General features: G+C 69.3%; 15 protein-coding genes. 7 read left to right on the top strand and 8 right to left on the bottom strand.

The genetic code is table 11. The features are described from left to right. Both OC372_RS04680 and OC372_RS04675 read left to right on the top strand, forming a co-directional pair. Positions 1–1,155, top strand: coding sequence for a MalY/PatB family protein (locus OC372_RS04680; RefSeq protein WP_262001233.1), 1,155 nt, complete (start codon positions 1–3; stop codon positions 1,153–1,155). Continuing rightward, positions 1,152–2,522, top strand: coding sequence for an MFS transporter (locus OC372_RS04675; RefSeq protein ID WP_262001056.1), 1,371 nt, complete (start codon positions 1,152–1,154; stop codon positions 2,520–2,522). Before OC372_RS04680 ends, OC372_RS04675 begins: the two co-directional genes overlap by 4 nt. On the opposite strand, the gene OC372_RS04670 is transcribed toward OC372_RS04675, so the two are convergent. Then, positions 2,485–3,069: a TetR family transcriptional regulator gene (locus tag OC372_RS04670; RefSeq protein ID WP_262001055.1), complete on the bottom strand. Its 585-nt coding sequence runs from the start codon at positions 3,067–3,069 to the stop codon at positions 2,485–2,487. The genes OC372_RS04675 and OC372_RS04670 overlap by 38 nt on opposite strands. A gap of 66 nt (positions 3,070–3,135) precedes the next feature. Here OC372_RS04670 and OC372_RS04665 point away from each other — a divergent pair, with 66 nt between their 5' ends. Both OC372_RS04665 and OC372_RS04660 read left to right on the top strand, forming a co-directional pair. Next, complete coding sequence (locus OC372_RS04665; protein WP_105710360.1) at positions 3,136–3,834, top strand: energy-coupling factor ABC transporter ATP-binding protein; 699 nt, start codon at positions 3,136–3,138, stop codon at positions 3,832–3,834. After that, positions 3,831–4,424, top strand: a complete 594-nt coding sequence (locus OC372_RS04660) for an energy-coupling factor transporter transmembrane component T family protein (RefSeq protein ID WP_262001054.1) — start codon at positions 3,831–3,833, stop codon at positions 4,422–4,424. The genes OC372_RS04665 and OC372_RS04660 overlap by 4 nt, the downstream gene beginning before the upstream one ends. A 2-nt stretch (positions 4,425–4,426) precedes the next feature. Here OC372_RS04660 and OC372_RS04655 read toward each other — a convergent pair whose 3' ends face one another. The 4 genes from OC372_RS04655 to OC372_RS04640 all read right to left on the bottom strand — a co-directional run bounded on the left by OC372_RS04655 (position 4,427) and on the right by OC372_RS04640 (position 8,392). Continuing rightward, on the bottom strand, positions 4,427–5,737 hold the full coding sequence (locus OC372_RS04655) for an acyltransferase family protein (protein ID WP_262001053.1): 1,311 nt from the start codon (positions 5,735–5,737) through the stop codon (positions 4,427–4,429). A 98-nt stretch (positions 5,738–5,835) separates the two neighbouring features. Further along, positions 5,836–6,507, bottom strand: a complete 672-nt coding sequence (locus tag OC372_RS04650) for a response regulator (protein WP_105710077.1) — start codon at positions 6,505–6,507, stop codon at positions 5,836–5,838. After that, positions 6,504–7,769, bottom strand: a complete 1,266-nt coding sequence (locus OC372_RS04645) for a sensor histidine kinase (protein ID WP_105710076.1) — start codon at positions 7,767–7,769, stop codon at positions 6,504–6,506. The genes OC372_RS04650 and OC372_RS04645 overlap by 4 nt, the downstream gene beginning before the upstream one ends. 5 nt (positions 7,770–7,774) lie before the next feature. Further along, positions 7,775–8,392: a DedA family protein gene (locus OC372_RS04640; RefSeq protein WP_105710075.1), complete on the bottom strand. Its 618-nt coding sequence runs from the start codon at positions 8,390–8,392 to the stop codon at positions 7,775–7,777. 163 nt (positions 8,393–8,555) lie between these two features. On the opposite strand from OC372_RS04640, the gene abc-f reads away from it, so the two are divergent. The 3 genes from abc-f to OC372_RS04625 all read left to right on the top strand — a co-directional run bounded on the left by abc-f (position 8,556) and on the right by OC372_RS04625 (position 11,603). Further along, on the top strand, positions 8,556–10,154 hold the full coding sequence (abc-f, locus tag OC372_RS04635) for a ribosomal protection-like ABC-F family protein (protein ID WP_262001052.1): 1,599 nt from the start codon (positions 8,556–8,558) through the stop codon (positions 10,152–10,154). Between the two features lie 148 nt (positions 10,155–10,302). Further along, positions 10,303–10,971, top strand: a complete 669-nt coding sequence (locus OC372_RS04630; RefSeq protein WP_262001051.1) for an HAD family hydrolase — start codon at positions 10,303–10,305, stop codon at positions 10,969–10,971. Positions 10,972–11,015: 44 nt separating this feature from the next. After that, complete coding sequence (locus tag OC372_RS04625) at positions 11,016–11,603, top strand: pyridoxal 5'-phosphate synthase (RefSeq protein ID WP_262001050.1); 588 nt, start codon at positions 11,016–11,018, stop codon at positions 11,601–11,603. A 15-nt stretch (positions 11,604–11,618) separates the two neighbouring features. On the opposite strand, the gene OC372_RS04620 is transcribed toward OC372_RS04625, so the two are convergent. From OC372_RS04620 to OC372_RS04610, 3 genes are read right to left on the bottom strand one after another with little or no spacing between them, the layout of a single operon-like run. Next, entirely contained in the window at positions 11,619–12,431 is an 813-nt protein-coding gene (locus tag OC372_RS04620) for an SURF1 family protein (RefSeq protein WP_262001049.1), read from the bottom strand. Continuing rightward, a complete protein-coding gene (locus OC372_RS04615; protein ID WP_029261770.1) occupies positions 12,428–12,622 on the bottom strand; it encodes a hypothetical protein in 195 nt (64 codons plus the stop codon). The genes OC372_RS04620 and OC372_RS04615 overlap by 4 nt, the downstream gene beginning before the upstream one ends. After that, complete coding sequence (locus OC372_RS04610) at positions 12,619–12,966, bottom strand: DUF3099 domain-containing protein (RefSeq protein ID WP_029261771.1); 348 nt, start codon at positions 12,964–12,966, stop codon at positions 12,619–12,621. The genes OC372_RS04615 and OC372_RS04610 overlap by 4 nt, the downstream gene beginning before the upstream one ends. Positions 12,967–13,015 lie beyond the last annotated feature (49 nt).

Here is a 13,015-nt window from a genome sequence, read left to right as displayed (position 1 = left end):
ATGCTTCAGGTGAAGGCACTGCCTCTGGCGGAGCTCCGCGAGCGCAGCAGCGAGAAGTGGCGTGAGTACCCGGACGATGTGCTTCCGCTGTTCGTCGCCGAGACCGACTTCCCGCTGGCGCCGGCGATCTCGGATGCGCTGCGGCGCGCCGTGGAGATCGGTGACACCGGGTATGTCGCATCGCGCACACCGCTCGCCGAGTCGTTCGCCGCTTTCGCGAACCGACGCTACGGCTGGGAGCCCGACCCCGCGCGCATGCGGAGCACGGCGGACGTGAGCATGGGGATCGTGGAGATCCTCCGCCGTGTGACGCAGCCGGGGGAGCGGGTCGTCGTGACCCCTCCGGTGTATCCGCCGTTCTACGACCTGGTCGCCGAGGCCGGCGCAGAGGTGGAGCGCGTCCCGCTGCGTGACACGGGAACCCGATGGGAACTCGATCTCGACGGCATCCGTGCGGCCTTCGACGACGGAGCGACGGCGATCCTGCTCTGCAACCCGCACAACCCGACCGGCACGGTGCATGACCGTGACGGCCTCGCCGCGCTCGCGGAGCTGGCGGATGAGTTCGGGGCGGCCGTCGTCTCGGACGAGATCCATGCGCCGCTCGCGCAACCGGGAACCGGGTTCACGCCGTTCCTCGCCGTGAGCGATGCGGCCCGGCGCGTCGGCTATGCAGTCGTCAGCGCCAGCAAGGCGTTCAACCTCGCAGGTCTGAAGTGTGCCCTGATGGTCACCGCCGACGACGCGACGAGTGAGGTCGTGCGCGGCCTGCCCGTCGAGGTGGAGTGGCGTACCGGACAGTTCGGTCTGCTCGCCGCCGTGGCCGCATTCTCGGAAGAGAGCGACCCCTGGCTGGATGGGCTGCTGCGCACCCTCGATGAGAATCGAGTGCTGCTCGAGGACCTTCTGGCGGCTCACCTGCCGGGTGCGCGCTATCGCATTCCGGACGCCGGGTACCTCGCGTGGATCGACCTCACCGCGCTCGACTGGGGCGACAATCCCGCGCGACGCATCCTGCGCGACGCGAAGGTCGCCCTGCACTTCGGACCGGCTTTCGGCGCCGAGGGTGCGGGCCATGTGCGGCTGAACTTCGGCACCTCCCCGGAGATCATCACTGAGGCGATCGAGCGCATCGCGGCGCTCGTGGGCCGATGACGACTCCGGTCGACGCCGCGACGATCTGGGACCGCCAACGCATCTGGGTGACCCTCGGCGCGGTCGCCCTGATCTTCCTCGCCGCCATCGAGGCACTCGCGGTGACGACGGTCATGCCGATCGTCAGCGAGGCTCTCCACGGCGAGGCCCTCTACGCCGTGGCTTTCGCCGGCACCCTGGCGACGAGTGTGATCGGCATGGTCGCCACGGGCGCGTGGTCGGACGCGCGCGGACCGCGCGGCGCCCTGTATGTCGCCGTCACGCTCTTCATCGTCGGTCTTCTCGTCTCGGGCTTCGCCGTGACGATGCATCAGTTCCTGATCGGACGACTCGTCCAGGGGCTCGGCACCGGCGGGCAGACCGTTGCGCTCTACGTGGTGGTGGCGCGGCTGTATCCGCCTCATCTGCACGGCAGGATCTTCGCCGCCTTCGCCGCGGCCTGGGTCGTGCCGTCGATGGTCGGACCATTCCTGGCCGGGGCCGTCGCGGAGTACCTCGACTGGCGATGGGCGTTCCTGGGCGTCGCGGTGCTGACGGGCGCCGCATTCGTGATGATCGCTGTCCGCCTCCGTGGTGTCGACCTGGGGCAGGGGGAGCCGCAGAACCGACGCGCCCTCGTCGTGCGCCTCGCACTCGCCGTGGTCGTGGCCGTTCTCGCCGTCGTGATCGGCTTCTCTGCCGACATGGCACCGTCGGTCGGCTGGCCGGCCGCGCTCGGCGCCGTCGTCGCGATCGGACTCGCCGTGCTCCCGCTGCTGCCACGGTGCACGTTGCGCGCGGGCCAGGGGCTGCCGAGCGTGGTGCTGATGCGCGGCATTGTGGCGGGTGCGTTCTTCGCCGCTGAGGCCTACATCCCGTACCTGCTGATGAAGAAGTTCGACTTCAGTGCGACGTGGGCGGGAGTCGCACTGATGCTGGCGGCATTGGCCTGGGCCGGCGCCTCGGCGCTGCAGGGGCGATACGGTGAGCGTCTGGGGAATCACCGCATCACGCTGATCAGTCTCGGCTCGCTCCTGGTGGCGCTGCTCTGCGTCCTCGTCGCCGCGCTCTTCGACGTCTCGGCGGCGGTGGTGGTGCTCGGCTGGGCATTCGCCGGTGGCGGGATGGGGCTGCTGTACCCGCGGTTGACCGTCCTGACGCTCGCGTACTCGGACGAGACGAATCAGGGATTCAACTCCTCTGCCCTGTCGATCTCGGACGCCACCGGTTCGGCCGTCGCGATCGCGCTGGCCGGTCTCGCGGTGGCATCCCTCGGAGGTGAGGCGGGTGCTTTCGGTGCGGTGTTCGCCTTCTGCGTCGGACTCGTCGCTCTCGCGATCGTGCCCGGACTCAGGCTCGGGCACGCGGCGGAGTCGCCGGTGCGCTGAGCACCCCCGCGAGCGCAGTCACTCCGAGGTCGAAGACACGGTCGAGGCCGGCCGTGACGTCGATCTCCCCGGCGGTGGGCAGCGCACCGTGGCTGTCGGCGTGCATGCGCTGCTGCACGAGGGTGGCGTGTCCGAGGACGAAGTGCAGGATCGCCGCGCCCCGGTCAGCGGCGTCGGGTGCGCCGTGGGCCTCCAGTGCCGCGGTCAGCACCGACTGCGCGTGCGAGGAGCCGAGTTGCAGGGCATAGGTGCTGAGGACCAGTTCGGCGCCGTCGCGGTGGGTGAAGAGGGCGTCGCGGATGCCTCGGGCGGTTGCCAGCACGCCGTCGCTGCCGCGGGGGATCGATGCGGTGATCCGGTCGGCGAGTTCGGCGAGCAGCTCCTGCTTGCTGGTGAAGTGCCAGTAGAGGGCAGAGGGCTGTACATCCAGGCGGGCGGCGATGCGCCGCATCGAGAGGTCGGCGAGCCCGACTTCGTCGAGGAGGGCGAGCGCGCTCCGGGCGACGCTGTCGCGGTCGTGCCGTGCCTGATTCGTCTCCGGGCTCATCCTCCGATTATAGTGAACGACGTTCAGGTGAACGGTGTTCAGGAGAAACGCGTCGGAGGGATCCGCATGACACGCACACGAGAGACGGGTGTCGCGACGATCGCCGTGGACGCGGTCTCGGTGGTGCTCGACGGCCGCCCCGTGCTGCGAGAGGTCACCGCCTCGCTGACGGCTCCGACGATCGCGGTGATCGGTGCGAACGGGTCGGGGAAGTCCACGTTCGCCCGGCTGTTGAACGGACTCGTCACTCCGAGCGCCGGCGAGGTGAGGGTGCACGGCCTCGACACGATGCGTGACCGCGCCGCCCTCCGCCGCCGCGTCGGATTCGTGTTCACGAACCCCGATGCGCAGATCCTCATGCCCACCCCGGCCGAAGACATCGCGCTGTCCCTGCGCGGCCGGGCGAAGGCCGAGATCGCCGATCGCGTCAGAGACACCCTCGCCGTGCATGGTCTGGCAGACCACGCAGATGTCCCCGCATCCAGCCTGTCGGGGGGCCAGAAGCAGATGCTCGCCCTGGCCGCAGTGCTGGCCACCGAACCGCAGCTCATCGTCGCGGACGAGCCGACGACACTCCTCGACCTGCGCAACTCCCGACGCATCGGCGACCTGCTCCTGGCGCAGCGGGCCCAGGTCGTCGTGGTGACACATGACCTCGAACTGGCCGCGCGCTGTGAGGCCGCGATGCTGTTCGAAGACGGGCGGGTCACGGCGTCCGGAGAGCCGTCGACCGTGATCGCGGCCTATCGTCGAGCGTGCGGATGATCGCGCTCTACCGTCCCGGAAGCAGCATCCTCCATCGCGCTCCTGCCGGGCTCAAGCTCGCCGCGCTGGCGATCGGAGCACTCGTTCTGTCGCTGTACCCCCACGACGCGGTGAGCATCCCCCTCTCGCTCGCGGCGGTCCTCGCGCTGTACGGCATCGGGGGAATGCCCATCCGGGTGCCGTTGCTCGAGATCTGGCGTCTGCGCTGGATCATCGTCGTGCTCGCCGCGGCGCTCGGGGTCTTCGTCTCGCCTCTCGCGGCGTGGGTCGGCACGGGGCGCGTCGTGACGATTCTCCTGCTCGCGAGCCTGTTGACGCTCACGACCCGGATGGCGGATCTCGTGGAGGTGCTGCAGGGCATCCTGCGCCCGTTCCAGCGATGGGGAGTCGATCCCGACGCGGTGGCGCTCACGATCTCGCTCACGATCACGACGATCCCCGTGATCGCCGGCTTCGCGGAGCGCGTGCGGGATGCGTCGCGAGCCCGCGACGTGCGGTTGGGCGTGCGCGCCGTGGTGCCCCTGTTCGTTCTCGCCCTCCGACACGCGGACGATGTCGGTGACGCGCTGGCAGCACGGGGCCTGGGCTGACCCTATGCGGGGACGAGCGTGCGCACTCCGACCGGCGGCAGCGGCGTCGTCTGAGACGCGAGTCGGAGCGCCGCGAGGATCAGGGCGACCGCGATCAGAGCGGTCGCGACGGATGTGCCGAGTACCAGGAGCATCAGGACACCGACCAGGCCGCTCAGCGCTCCCGCGACGAGGCGGGGTAGCGAACCGGTGGCCTGCGGCGCGGGCTGTGACTCGAAACGGGTGAAGGCCACAGCGACGAGTGCGGTCAGCGCGAGCGCGGTCGCGAGCCAGAGCGGTCGGGCCGCCCACCAGTCCGCGCTGTCGAGCGCCGGGAGCGTGACGCCCGTGACGAGGGCGTACACGGCGGTCGCGCCGGCCATCACCAGCAGGACAGGCATGTGCCAGAGATAGATCGTCATGGTGCGCACCGTCACGAACGCCGTGAATGCCGCCACGCGCGGTCGGCGGCTGAACCGCTCGATGCGTTCGCGGTGCAGGGAGAGCAGGCTGGTGTGTGCGACGCCGACGAGCAGGAGGGCTGCAGTCGGCGGGTTGATGTTGGCGATGAGGTCGGGGGAGTACACCCCGGTCAGGAACGTTGCGACGAGCAGGAGCAGGGCGCCGAGGCCCGCGGTGGCCCGGACGCGTCGACTCAGGCGCCCGATGCGTCCGTCGGCGAGGAAGAACCCCAGCTGCTGCAGCGTCATCCACACGAAGGCGAGGTTCAGGAAGCCGAGGCCCTCGAGCCCGGTCGCGGCGCGCAACACGTCGACGGCGATGGATGCCGCGACGAGAGCACCGATCGTGCGGTAGGGGGCGCGCTCGTGGGCGGCGGCCAATGCGGGAAGCAGCGCCTGGCACAGGAGGAAGACGCCGAGGAACCAGAGCGGCTGACCGTAGCGGAAGCCCGCGGTCGCGATCAGATCGGCGGGTACACCGAAGACCGTGAGGAGCGCGAGCCCGACCCCGACGATGGCGATCGTGAAGACGGCGGGTCGCAGCAGACGATGCAGTCGCCCGGCCACGAACCCGAGGGCGCTCCCGCCGCGCTCCCGCAGCCGACGGTAGGCGAGGAGCCCGGAGAACCCGCCGATGACGAAGAACAGCGGCATCACCTGGAGGAGCCAACTCAGCGGTGCGATCCACCCGGTACCGTCGCTGGCGTTCTCGAACACGGGGCCGGACGCGTCGACGGTGACGCCCACCATGATCGAGTGGAGCAGGACCACGCCGACGACGCAGAGCGCCCGGACGAAGTCGATCCCGGTGTCACGGGACGCGCGTTGCGGAGGCGCGATGATGCCGGCAGTGGGTGCCTGGACGGTGGTCATGAGTCCTCCTCGGGAGCGGTGTCCCAGGAGACTATGGATGCCGTGTCCGCGGATGCATCACCCTCGGGTGCCGTTACGACCCCCTACGACGGTGTGAGTCAGGAGGACGGCTCGACCAGTCCGGTGTCGTAGGCGAGGATCACCGCATGCACGCGGTCGCGGAGGTTCAGCTTGGCGAGTACCTTGCCGACATGGGTCTTGACGGTCTGCTCCGCGATGAAGAGGTCGGCCGCGATCTCGGTGTTCGAGCGCCCTTTCCCGATCAGTACCAGCACCTCCCGCTCACGGTCGGTGAGTTCGGCGAGCGCAGTGGTCGGGCGAGGTGCACGGGGCCTGCGGCCGGCGAACTGCTCGATGATTCGTCGGGTCACGCTCGGCGCGAGGAGCGCATCCCCGTTCGCGACGACGCGCACCGCGTGCACGAGCTCCTCGGGGAGTGCGTCCTTCAGCAGGAACCCGCTGGCTCCGGCCTCCAGCGCGTCGTACACGTAGTCGTCGATGTCGAAGGTGGTGAGCATCAGGATCCGGGGGACATGCGCGGCGGGGTACGACGGGCCGAGAATCCGCCGGGTGGCTTCGATCCCGTCGAGTTCGGGCATGCGCACGTCCATCAGGATCACGTCGGGATCCAGACGCGCCGCCAGGGCGACGGCTTCGGCGCCGTTCGCCGCCTGCCCGGACACCCGAATGCCCTCGTGGGCATCGAGGAGAGCGGCGAAACCCGCACGGACCATGGCCTGATCGTCGGCGATGAGGACGCTGATCGTCACGGGGTCTCCTTGTCGAGAGAAGCGGCTGCGCCCGCATCGGAACCGTCCGCATCCAGGGGGAGCACGGCCTCCACGTCCCAGCCGCCATCGGATGAGGGGCCGGCCGAAAGGCTGCCGCCCAGGATCTCGGCGCGTTCGCGCATCCCGCGCAGGCCGTAGCCCCCGCCGGGGCCGTCGGGCGTGCGGGGCGGTGCGCCGTTGTGCACACGGATGCGGATGCTGCGGGCCTCGGCACGCAGCTGCACGGCGATGCGGGCACCGGGCGCATGCCGCACGGCGTTGCTCAGCGCCTCCTGGACGATGCGGAACGCGGCGATCTGCACCGAGGGTGTCGCGGCTGCTGCGGCCTCGCCGCCCTCGAGCACGAGTCCGACCTCGACCCCCGCGCGGCGGATGGTGTCGACCAGCGCCGGGATGTCGTCGATGCCCTGTTGGGGAGCGAGCTCGGCGGTCTGGTCTTCGGTGCGGAGCACCCCGAGCATCCGCCGCATCTCGGCCAGCGAGCCGCGGGCGGTCGCAGCGATGTCGTCGAACTCGGCTGTCGCCGCGTCGTTGAGCGCGGGAATGCGATATTTGGCGGTCGACGCCTGCACCTGGATCACGGACATGCTGTGTGCGACCACGTCGTGCAGCTCGCGCGCGATCCGCGTGCGTTCCTCGACGAGCGCGCGCCGGGCCTCCTCGAGCGCGCTGTGCTCCTTCTCGCGCGTCAGCTCGGCAGCGACCCGGACCCTCCCGGCGACGAGCGCCGCGATGAGGTACACCGCGGATGCCACCGCTGTCGTGACGATGAGGTCGGCCGTGGCGCTGGCGGATGACTCCGGCGTGGCCACCATGTCGGGGCGGAGCACCGGCGCCAGAAGCGACGCGATCGCGCCGAGGATCAGTGCGAAGGCACCGAGGCGTGCGCCATGGAGGAATGTGACCACCCCGACGAACAGGGCGAAGGTCAGGAGGGCGGGGACGGGCCAGGGCCACGGCGACTGGATCGCGAGTTCCGGCACGACCGTGAGTGGCAGGGTGAGTGCTCCCACGGTGAACAAGCCGATCGCCCAGACCGGGCGGCTGATCGCGAGCACAGGCGAGACGCACAGCGCCGCGCCGAGGATGAACGACAGAGGCAGCGGCGTGCCGGACAGGACGGTCTGGAGCGGGACGAGGATCGCGTACAACGCCACGACCGCCGCACCCAGCGCCCCGAGGGCGAAGGTGCGACGGCTGATCCGTTGGCGCAGCGGTGTGCGCTGTCGGCGGCGTGCCATGACTGTCATCCTGCCAGTTGCGGCGCGGGAGCGCGGCGGCGCCGGGCCGCGGCGATGCGGTCGATCGTGAAGCCGATCACGAGCGCGATGACGATGCCGAGACCGGCGCTCAGCAGCGGCTGGTCCTTGATCCAGGCGCCGGCGAGCAGGCCGATCGCCAGGCTGAAGACGCTCCAGCTGGCACCGGCGATCAGACTCAGAGGCAGGAAACGCCGCCACGGGAACTCGAGAGCCCCGGCGGACATGTTGACCGCGACGCGTCCGACCGGGATGTAGCGGGCGCCGAGGATGAGGGTGGCGCTGCGCCGATCGAGCGCCTGCTGAGCGTAGGCGAATGTCGCTGCCACACGGGGGCGTCTCATCCAGGCGAAGCGCGTGGTGCCGAGCCGTCGGCCGATCACGAAGGCGATGTTGTCGCCGATCGCCGCGCCGATCGCGGCGACCGCACCGAGGAGAAGCAGATTCCCGTCGCCGGTGGACGCGGCGACGGCCGCGGCCGCCACGAGCACCGTCTCGCTCGGCACCGGGGGGAAGAAGCCGTCGATCACGGTGACCGTGAACAGGACCAGGTACAGCCAGGGCGAGGCGATGGCCTGCATGATGAGCTCGTTGAGGATGTCCACTCCTGCACGCTATGCAGGGCGTACCCGGGCGGTCATCCCTCTGGGGTATCGCGGGCCTCACTCTCCGGGCTGATCTTGCTGACCGCCGCTCCCGGCCATGGCACTTATACTGGGAGGCTGGCCGATCGGCCGAACACCCTCCCTGAAAGAACGGACGTCCGCTGTGCTTGCCGTGCACGACCTCGAGATCCGCGTTGGCGCGCGCCTGCTGATGGAGAACGTCTCGTTCCGCGTCGCCGACGGAGACAAGATCGGACTCGTCGGCCGCAACGGGGCCGGGAAGACCACGCTCACCAAGGTGCTCGCCGGTGATGTCCTGCCCTCCGGCGGCAGCGTGACACGGTCCGGCGAGCTCGGCTACCTTCCGCAGGACCCGCGTTCCGGAAACCCCGAAGACCTAGCGCGCACGCGCATCCTCGATGCCCGCGGACTCGGGCAGCTGAACCTCGGGATGACCGAGGCGGCACTCGCGATGGGCTCGGACGACCCCGCCGTCGCCGACAAGGCGATGAAGCGCTACGCCCGCCTGACCGAGCAGTTCGAGGCCCAGGGCGGCTACGCGGCGGAGGCCGAGGCGGCGTCGATCGCGAACAACCTGTCGCTTCCCGACCGGATCCTGGATCAGCCGTTGTCGACGCTCTCCGGTGGTCAGCGTCGCCGCATCGAGCTCGCCCGCATCCTCTTCTCCGATGCCGAGACGATGATCCTCGACGAGCCCACCAACCACCTCGACGCCGACAGCGTCGTGTGGCTCCGCGAGTTCCTCAAGGGGTACAAGGGCGGCCTGATCGTCATCAGCCACGATGTCGAGCTCGTCGGCGAGACCGTCAACCGCGTGTTCTACCTCGACGCGAACCGCCAGATCATCGACACGTACAACATGAACTGGAAGAACTACCTGCGCCAGCGGGTGGCCGACGAGGAGCGTCGCAAGAAGGAGCGCGCCAACGCCGAGAAGAAGGCCACGACCCTGCAGTTGCAGGCGGCACGCTTCGGCGCGAAGGCATCCAAGGCGGCTGCGGCGCACCAGATGATCGCGCGCGCTGAGAAGCTGCTCGCCGGACTCGACGAGGTGCGCCAGGAAGACCGGGTCGCGAAGCTGCGCTTCCCGAAGCCGGCGCCCTGCGGCAAGACGCCGATGATGGCGTCCGGACTCTCGAAGTCGTACGGATCGCTCGAGATCTTCACCGATGTCGACCTCGCCATCGACCGCGGCTCCAAGGTCGTGGTGCTCGGCCTCAACGGTGCGGGCAAGACCACGCTGCTGCGCATGCTCGCGGGTGTGGACCAGCCCGACACCGGACAGCTCGAGCCGGGGCACGGCCTCAAGGTCGGCTACTACGCGCAGGAGCACGAGAACCTCGACGTGAACCGTTCGGTGCTCGAGAACATGGTCTCGGCCGCACCGCACATCACCGAGACCGAGGCGCGCAAGGTGCTGGGTTCGTTCCTGTTCACCGGCGACGACGTGCTGAAGCCCGCGGGAGTCCTCTCCGGTGGAGAGAAGACGCGTCTGTCGCTCGCGACTCTCGTCGTCTCCTCGGCGAACCTGCTGCTGCTCGACGAGCCGACCAACAACCTCGACCCCGCCTCGCGCGAGGAGATCCTCGGCGCCCTCGCGCACTACGAGGGTGCGGTCGTTCTCGTCTCGCACGATCCCGGCGCCGTGCAGTCGCTCAACCCGGAGCGCGTGCTCATCCTGCCCGACGGAGTCGAAGACATCTGGAGCCAGGAGTACCAGGACCTCATCGAGCTCGCCTGACGCGCGCACGATCCTCCGAAGCGACGACGATCCTCCGACCTTTCCCCGCGGATATCTCGGCGAATCGTCGGAACATCGGCGGATCGTCCGCTGCGTGGGCGCGATGAGCGGTGGCCCCAATGTCGGCGACCGCTTGTAGCGTGAGGGCATGAGCATGGATCACATCCGCGCCGTGTGCTGGGACTGGAACGGCACGCTGCTCGACGACGTGGAGATCTGTCGTCAGGTGATGAACTCCGTGCTCGAGGAGCACGCGCTCGATCCGCTGACCGATGAGCACGCCTACCGATCGGTCTTCCGATTCCCGATCCGGGACTTCTACGGCTCCGTCGGGCTCGGCGATGACAGATTCGTGCCCGCCGCGACGGCCTACCTCGAACTGCTCGCGGCGCGGGTCGGAGAGGCGCAGCTCCACCCCGATGCGCGCGCCACGCTCGCGGCTCTCCACGAGCGCGGCATCCGCCAGGTGCTCGCTTCGGCGACCCTTCCCGATGCACTCGCGCAGCAGATGGCCCCGTACGATCTGGGCGACGCGTTCGAGGACGTGCTGTCGATCGACGACCCGTATCGCGCGTCCAAGCACGACGTCATCGCGCGGTGGCTGTCGGCATCCGGCCTCCCGCCGAGCGCTGTGCTCGTCATCGGAGACACCAATCACGACCGGGAGATCGCGGAGGATCTCGGCGCGGAGTTCGTGCACTTCGACGGCGGCCACCAGAACTGGTCCGGCGACACCCGTCGGATCGCGACGCTCCGCGAGGTGCTCGACGTCCTGACCCCGATCACCGATAGTCCTGAGCTGAGGGAACTCGCCTGAGCCTTCCGGCGTGCAGCCGGAGCACCCATGGCATAGTCGGGAACATGTCGGCACAGCAGGGGCTCCCTTCGTCAGAGGTCAGTCGGTGGCTGCGTGCTCAGCCCGCGCTCACCGGTGCGGCGCCTCCTCTCGTACGCGCTGACCTTCCTGACGATCCGGTCTCACTCTTCCTCGACTGGATCGGGAAGGCCGCCACCGCAGGCGTGCCCGAGCCACACGTCGCCACCTTGGCGACGGTCGACGAAGACGGCATGCCGGATGCGCGCTCACTGATCCTCAAGGACGTCGACGAGCGCGGATGGGCCTTCGCCGGAGCGCGCTCCTCTCGAAAAGGCGCGCAGATCGGCGCGCATCCTGCGGCGGCACTGAACTTCTGGTGGCAGCCCCTCCTGCGAGCGGTGCGCGTTCGCGGGCGGGTCCAGGAGGCCTCCGCGGAGGAAAGTGCGGCAGACCTCGCTGCGCGCTCCGCCGCCGCTCGTGAGGGCGTCACCCCAGGGGAGTGGGTCCTCTGGCGGATCATCGCCACACGAGTCGAGTTCTGGCAGGGGTCGCCGGAACGAGACCACACGCGGATCGTCTACGAGCGCACGGAGACCGGCTGGGCATGCACGATGACGCCCTGGATGGACTGACTCCGGGAGAGTCGGTCAGCGGACGTCGAGCAGCTCGTCTTCGACGTCGGCGTCGTGGTCCTTGCGCCGCGGAGTCTTCACGGGCGTCGGAATGCCCTCGACCTCTTCGCGGTGCTTCACGATCTCGGTGCGGATGATGTAACCGATGAAGATGAAGCCCATCAGGGCGAACAGGATCCACTGGATCGCGTAGGAGAGATGCGGGCCCGGGTCGTCGGTGGGGGAGTCGAAGCCGCCCAGTGCGCCGGCACCGGCGGGCTCCTCGGTCACGACGCGGCCGTAGGCGCCGGTGATCACATCCCCGTCGGTCAGTGTGGCGATCGAGGGCAGATGGATGGTCGGCACCTGTCCTTCCGGTGCACCGCGGCCCGATGCGGGCAGCTGTTCCCCAGGCCGCAGGCGCACCGTGACCTCGGCCTCGCCTTCCGGCGGGGACGGCACAGAGTCGGGCTCCGCACCCTCGCCCGGCGCCACCCAGCCGCGATCGACGATGAACACGCGACCATCAGCGTCGCGGAACGGCACCAGCACCTCGAAGGCGCTCGTACCGCCGTGCGGTCGATTGCGCACGAGCAGTTGCTGGTCGGCCAGGTACTCACCCTGCAGCGTCACAGGGCGCCACTCGTCTGAGGGGTCGAGCGCACCGTCAGCGCCGATGACATCGGCGAGGGGAACGGGGTCCGCGTCGTAGTTCTGCTCGACGAGTTCGATCTGGGCGGCACGAGTCTCGTTCCGCTCGAACTGCCAATTCGACAGGAAGACGCACGCGATGGCGAAGCCGATGGCGATGAGCACGTACACCGCCCACCTGGTCAGACGGCGACTCATGCGGGAACACCGTCGCGGACGGTCACCGGGAAGTCCCGTGCGGCCAGGTAGTCGCGGAGGAAGTCCACGTGCTCGTCACACGCCAGCCACACCTTCTCGCGATCGGCGGCATGGATGCGGGGATTGCGCCACACCACTTGTCTGGTCGCCGCGCTCCGGCAGCCGGCGCGCGAGCACTCGAGGTCAGTCATCGGTCTTTCGGGCCTTCGTGGATCGTGAACACCTGCGGAGCCGGAGCTTCGGTCTCGATCGGAGCAGGTCGAGGGGTGTCGAGCTCGCGCACCGGAGACTCCGCTGTGGCCTCAGTGCTGTCGCTTCCCGCGTTCGCGAAGACGACCGCGATGTAGGGCAGTACGGCGGCCGCGATCCCGAATACCCACGTGTACCAGCCGTACGGCTGCACGAGCACCATGAGCCCGAAGCACACGATGCGGATGGTCATCGTCAAGGCATAACGGCGCACACGATGATCAGCCTCATCCCGCGGAGACTGCGGCAGTGAGGTGACGGCCGGGACTTGACGCGCGTTCTTCACGATGTCTCAAGCCTACGCCGGTGCAGCCCTCCCGGCGTGCCGTTCGGCG

Source organism: Microbacterium sp. Mcb102, assembly GCF_024519805.1.
In the GTDB taxonomy this organism is placed as follows: domain Bacteria; phylum Actinomycetota; class Actinomycetes; order Actinomycetales; family Microbacteriaceae; genus Microbacterium.
Note: the sequence above shows the minus strand (reverse complement) of the source record. Positions and strands in the feature narration are given on the sequence as shown.